The organism is Cyanobacteriota bacterium (genome assembly GCA_025054735.1).
Taxonomy (GTDB): domain Bacteria; phylum Cyanobacteriota; class Cyanobacteriia; order SKYG9; family SKYG9; genus SKYG9.
This window is the reverse complement of the sequence record JANWZG010000239.1, coordinates 1-6175: the sequence shown is the minus strand read 5'-3', so window position 1 is coordinate 6175 and position 6175 is coordinate 1. Positions and strand designations below refer to the sequence as shown.

Here is a 6175-nt window from a genome sequence, read left to right as displayed (position 1 = left end):
ACCATGCCGCTTACGTTACCAACCTGAACAAGTTAGTTGAGGGCACTGATCTAGCAGACAAGTCTCTAGAAGAGGTAATCAAAGCCTCCTATGGTGATCCTGCAAAAGTAGGCATCTTCAACAATGCTGCTCAGGTTTGGAACCATACCTTTTATTGGAATTGCATGAAACCCAATGGTGGTGGCACACCTACTGGTGACCTAGCTGCCAAGATTGATGCCGATTTAGGTGGTTTTGACAAGATGATTGAAGCCCTGAAAACCGCTGCTGCTACTCAGTTTGGTAGTGGCTGGGGTTGGCTTGTGTTAGATGGTGGTACCCTGAAGGTCACCAAGACAGCAAATGCTGATAATCCTATTGCTCTAGGACAAACCCCCTTGCTGACCATTGATGTTTGGGAACATGCCTACTACCTGGACTACCAAAACCTTCGTCCTAAGTACATTGAAACCTTCTTCACAAATTTGGTGAACTGGGACTTTGTAGCGTCTCAGCTAGCGGCTGCATAGAACCTCAACCTAGATCCAGGATGGGTAAACGTTGATTAAGGTTAGGCGGTTACAGCGCTTGCTGTAGCCGTTTTTTGCATCAGGTCTGTACTAGTTGCTAGTAGGAGGTAGTTATGACCCTGCATACATGGCCAATACTCTCTTAGCTAGAGATGCTGCATAAGGCTAATTTGGCTGGTTGTAAAACTACGGATTTTCTCAATCTTTGTCCAGAGAATTTCCAATTACACTAGTTACTAATACTTAAGGTTCTGTGACTCTTCGCGGCGACGCTAGCATAGCGTTGTCTACGTCCTAGGTTTTTCCCAAGTCAGGACACAGATGTAAGCTTTGCTACTATTGCTCTGAGATAAGGGGCATTTTAGAGTAGGGGCTAGAAGTGTAAATGGTAAAACTATCTAGCACAGGGTAATCTGCTCCTTCTCGCGAGTTGTGCTCTCTGAAGCCATCGTGGTTTGAGCATGACATCTGTAGCTTAGCTGGGTCGGTAGGTTAGCTAGATAGATGCGTGCTCTCGACATTGAGTAATGGCTAGCATTGAAAAGCTAGTACTGCTTACCCTAGAGTTATGAGCCATTTAGAGTAGCTGTTATGAAAGCAGCTATGAATATGCCAAGCGTTGGACGGGTACTAGGGTCTGATAGTGCGAACTGATTGGTTAGGCATGTAAGGGCTTCTGCCTTTTGCCTAAACCTCCGCAGCCAGCCTTCAGTGTTGGATTGTCAGCAAGCTTGCGCGAATGCGATAAGTCTTAGCCTGATGGGCTAAATGAGTTAGCCTAGTCGATTCAGATCCAGATCCTGGGTTCTTTAAACTCCATAGTGCCTGTCCTTAGCAAAGGCTTAACTGTCAAACCCTACAGGCAGCGTACACTACTGTACAGAAGGAATCCGCGAATGGTCAGGATAGTGTCAGCGTGATAACTAACTTGTGTTTACAGCTCTTAATATAATAGTAGTTTAGCTATAGCATTAATTTTCATGAGTGTTTCCGCTAGAGATACATTTGCTCTAACAACACCCCTTTACTATGTCAACGACTTGCCCCATATTGGCAGTGCTTACACAACCATGGCGGCTGATGTCATTGCTAGGTTTCAGCGACTGCGCGGCAAGCGAGTTCTCTTGGTGACTGGGCTAGATGAGCATGGGCAGAAAATTCAACGGGCAGCCGCCGCCCACCAGCAGTCTCCCCAAGAGCACTGCGATCGCATTGCTTCAGGGTTTCGATTACTTTGGGATCGCCTCAACATCCAGTACGATCGCTTTATTCGCACCACTGATCCCCGCCACACGGCCATTGTGTACGATGTGTTTCAGCGGGTATGGGATCAAGGAGATATTTACTCTAGCCAACAGCAGGGCTGGTATTGTGTTGCCTGCGAAGAGTTTAAGGAAGAGCGGGAATTGCTGGACGATCGCCGCTGCCCCATTCATACTAATCAGGTCGTAGAGTGGCGTGACGAGCAAAACTACTTTTTCCGCCTATCTCGTTATCAGGCCATTTTGGAAGATCTGTACGAGAAACGTCCAGACTTTATCCAGCCAGAAAGTCGGCGTAATGAGGTGCTCAGCTTCGTTAGTCAAGGCTTGAAAGATTTTTCAATTTCACGGGTTAACGTTCAATGGGGCATTCCTGTGCCTACGGATGCAACCCAAACTCTCTACGTCTGGTTTGATGCGCTCTTGGGTTATATCACAGCACTGTTAGACCCGGAGGATGATCCCAAGCTAGACAATGCAGTTAAGACGTGGTATCCCTTTAATCTGCATTTGATCGGGAAAGATATTTTGCGGTTTCATGCAGTGTACTTCCCAGCTATGTTGATTTCCGCCGGATTGCCCTTGCCCCATGCTGTATTTGGTCATGGCTTCCTTACAAAAGATGGACAAAAGATGGGCAAAAGTTTGGGGAACACCATTGACCCAATCCAGTTAGTTGATCGCTATGGAGCAGATGCCGTGCGTTTCTACTTCATGAAAGAAATTGAATTTGGACGTGATGGCGACTTCAACGAACAGCGCTTTGTCAACACTGTTAATGCTGATTTGGCTAATGACTTAGGAAATCTGCTGAACCGCACCTTGCAGATGACCCACAAGTATTGCGGGGGAGTAGTGCCTGTGATTGATGATAACGATACAACCTTAATGAATCCCTTAAAAAACCTAGCTTGTAACTTAGGAAAGGAGGTGAGTGAATCTTATGAACATCTAGCCTTACACAATGCCTGTGAGTCGGCACTAGCTGTAGCTCGCTATGGCAACAAGTTCATCGATGAACAGGCCCCTTGGAAGCGGTATAAACAAGGTGAACAGGCTGCTGTAAGGCAGATTCTCTATGCTGTGCTGGAATCTGTTCGACTCATAGCGTACCTGCTCTCTCCTGTAATACCTGGGGTGAGCACCAGAGTCTATCATCAGTTGGGCTATGAGGTTGACTTTAATCGCTCTGAACTGCTACCGGAATTTGCAGTTCATGCTAACTGGGGTGCGCTTCAACCGATGCAGCCTTTGGCGCAACCATCACCTGTGTTTCAACGTCTAGAGCTATCTACATAACTGCGTAGACTAGGCCAGATGTTGTATGATAACGGGCTTGAATCATTAGCTGGGTAAAAATTCTGTGGGCTAAGTAGGTGTCAGTCTCGGTTATCGGGGTCTATGGGAGCAATGGCTCAGCACTACTTTGTTTGACATTTCTTTAAAGCATTTTGTGATATCTAGAACCTTTATATTACCGAGGCATAACAACCATGTTAAATAACTTGGAACATTCAACCACTACGCTTACATCTGACCAAGTATTGGAAAATCGAGGTCGGGTCGCCATTTTTATTGACGGGTCTAACCTGTTCTATGCGGCATTACAACTGGGTATTGAGATTGATTACACCAAGCTATTGTGTCGATTGACAGCAGGATCTCGCCTGTTACGGTCTTTTTTCTATACTGGGGTAGATCGCACCAATGAGAAGCAGCAAGGGTTTTTGCTGTGGATGCGGCGCAATGGCTATCGTGTCATCTCCAAGGACTTAGTGCAGCTTCCAGATGGTTCTAAAAAGGCCAATTTGGATGTGGAAATTGCAGTTGATATGATGGCGTTAGTTGGCTCTTACGATACAGCAGTGCTAGTCAGCGGGGATGGTGATCTGGCTTACGCAGTAGACGCTGTGAGCTACCGGGGTGTACGGGTGGAAGTAGTTAGTCTCCGTTCGATGACGAGTGATAGTTTGATTAATGTTGCTGATCGCTACATCGACCTAGACTCCATTAAGGAAGATATTCAAAAAACACCTCGCCAAGGTTATACCTATCGTCCCCTGTCCGGGATGAGCTTAACTGATAGCGATGCATAAACGAGAGGTGGCATGACAGCATCTATCAAGTCTTTACGTAAGCCTAGCTGGAGATCGGTTGCCGCAATCGTTGTACTGGTAGCAGTGTTGGGGAATGTTATAGCCTGTAATCGCCGTGACCGGGCAGTTGATCAATTTGTTGAAGATGCTGAGTCTGTGGAAGGCACTGATGGTAGCTTAACCTTTCAGGATGTCACTCTGGAACAAGTAGATGAGAAAGGGCAGCTTGTGTGGAAGGTGCGGGCACAGCAAGCACGCTACAGCCAAGACCAAAAGGTAGCTAAAATCAAAAACCCCACTGGCGAACTTTACCAAGACGGCAAGAAAGTCTTTGAAATCAAGGCAACCGAAGGTGAGGTGCAGCAAGACGGTAAAAAGATTTTCCTCACTGGACAAATTACGGCAACTGACACCCAAGACGGTACCATTCTGAAGGGGCGAGAACTGGAATGGCGACCCCAGGATGATGTGTTGATTGTGCGTAACAGCCTGACAGCAACCCATCCTCAGATTACAGCTACCGCTAACGAGGCTCGTGCTTACAGTCGTGCCCGTCGGATGGAGTTTTTGGGTGGAGTGACTGCGAATGCAAAAAATCCTGTGCTGCGGATGAAAGCAGACCGTGTTGAGTGGTTAATTGCCCCTCGCCTGTTAAAGACCGATCGCCCAGTGCAACTAGAGCGAGTTATCAAGGAAGATCAAATTGATCGGGCTAGTGGGGATCAAGCAACGGTCAATTTGGGCACTCAAATTGTGCAGGTAACAAAAAATGCTAACTTTGCCCTAGCATCGCCGCCCCTAACGGTTCGGAGTAATGTGATGACGTGGAATGTACGTCAACAAACGGTAGCCTCAGATCAGCCTGTTGTGGTTAAACACAGCACCGAACAGATTACTCTAAGGGCATCACAGGGACAACTCAACTTAGCTACTCAAGTGGTGACATTGGTAGGCAATGTTCAAGGTAGTAGCGATCGCCTAGGAGGACAACTCACGGCTGAGCTGTTGACATGGACATTACCCACGAAATTCGTGGAAGCTGAGGGCAATGTAGTGTACGTCCAAACTAATCCTCCGCTGAAAGTGAGCGGGCCTAGGGCTTCAGGTAAGCTAGACGAACAAATCGCCGTTGTTAGCGGTGGTAGAGTCACAACTGAATTGGTACCGTAAGTTGCTGCTTCTATGGTTGCCTACACTGAACCCTTAAGCTGACACCAGCTAGAAAACTATAACCCACGAAAAAACCAATCCTTACATATACTTGGCCCTACATGTCAAGGCTGTATAAGCGCATCGTTAAGCCTTATGATTAGTGGTTAGGGAGTAGTGGCAGTTACTGTAAACTAAGCGTGTCTGTTCAGAATTGAAAGACATGGCGGTGTTATCTAGAAAGGTTCTGTGCCTCTGGATGCTCGCAGTAGTTGCAATTGGTTACTTCATCAACATCTTATCCATGTCTACATTACCCCATGACTGTATCTCTTCTTCCTGATCAGGCAACGGCGTGGCATACTCTGACTGCTAGTAAAGTGCTTTTGCTGTTGCAGAGCGATCGACAGTTAGGTCTGAGCACTCCTGAGGTCTTAAATCGTCAACGTTACTATGGTGCTAATGAGCTGGAGGAATCCGGCGGTCGGAATGCTTGGGAAATTCTGCTCGATCAGTTTAGTAACGTTATGTTGTTGATGCTGATTGGGGTAGCGGTTATTTCCGGCATTTTAGATTTACTAGCTCTGTGGCAAGGCAAGCTCTCAGGTGAAGTCCCCTTTAAGGACACGATCGCTATTGCCCTAATCGTACTTCTCAATGGCATTCTTGGATATGTTCAGGAAAGTCGCGCCGAAAAAGCTCTAGCTGCCCTCAAGAAACTATCCTCCCCTAGGGTTCGAGTTGTTCGAGATGGCAAGCTGCTAGAAATTGCCGCTAAGGAACTAGTGCCTGGAGATATTGTGCAAATAGAAGCGGGGATACAAGTTCCAGCCGATGGTCGAGTGCTAGAAGCGGCAAATCTGCAAGTGCGAGAAGCAGCCCTAACGGGCGAAGCTCATGCGGTGAACAAGCAAGTTGATGTCAACCTGGCTGAAGATACACCCTTGGGCGATCGGGTTAACCTTCTGTTTCAGGGCACTGAAGTTGTACATGGACGGGGAACCATGGTCGTTACCCGCATTGGAATGCAAACAGAGCTAGGACGCATCGCCACCCTAATTCAGTCAGTGGAAGCTGAGCCAACGCCACTGCAAGCACGCATGACTCAGTTAAGTCAAGTGCTGGTCACAGGTTCGTTGCTGCTTGTGGCTGTAGTAGT

5 protein-coding genes are annotated in these 6175 nt (G+C 47.3%); all 5 read left to right on the top strand.

The window, feature by feature from the left end:
• The coding region (locus NZ772_12055) for a superoxide dismutase (GenBank protein MCS6814281.1) at window positions 1-509 on the top strand (509 nt) is incomplete at its 5' end.
• 980 nt (window positions 510-1489) lie between these two features.
• Window positions 1490-3070, top strand: a complete 1581-nt coding sequence (gene metG, locus NZ772_12050) for a methionine--tRNA ligase (protein MCS6814280.1) — start codon at window positions 1490-1492, stop codon at window positions 3068-3070.
• A gap of 194 nt (window positions 3071-3264) precedes the next feature.
• On the top strand, window positions 3265-3867 hold the full coding sequence (locus tag NZ772_12045; protein MCS6814279.1) for an NYN domain-containing protein: 603 nt from the start codon (window positions 3265-3267) through the stop codon (window positions 3865-3867).
• A 12-nt stretch (window positions 3868-3879) separates the two neighbouring features.
• Window positions 3880-5037 carry an LPS export ABC transporter periplasmic protein LptC gene (gene lptC / locus NZ772_12040; protein ID MCS6814278.1) on the top strand — a complete coding sequence of 386 codons (1158 nt, stop codon included), beginning with the start codon at window positions 3880-3882 and terminating at the stop codon, window positions 5035-5037.
• Window positions 5038-5336: 299 nt separating this feature from the next.
• A partial coding sequence (locus tag NZ772_12035; GenBank protein ID MCS6814277.1) for an HAD-IC family P-type ATPase occupies window positions 5337-6175 on the top strand: 839 nt, incomplete at its 3' end.

What these genes read in the sequence shown, in the direction of transcription:
- metG (MCS6814280.1), top strand. Translation starts at nt 1,490, where the DNA reads ATGAGTGTTTCCGCTAGAGATACATTTGCTCTAACAACACCCCTTTAC.
- NZ772_12045 (MCS6814279.1), top strand. Translation starts at nt 3,265, where the DNA reads ATGTTAAATAACTTGGAACATTCAACCACTACGCTTACATCTGACCAA.
- lptC (MCS6814278.1), top strand. Translation starts at nt 3,880, where the DNA reads ATGACAGCATCTATCAAGTCTTTACGTAAGCCTAGCTGGAGATCGGTT.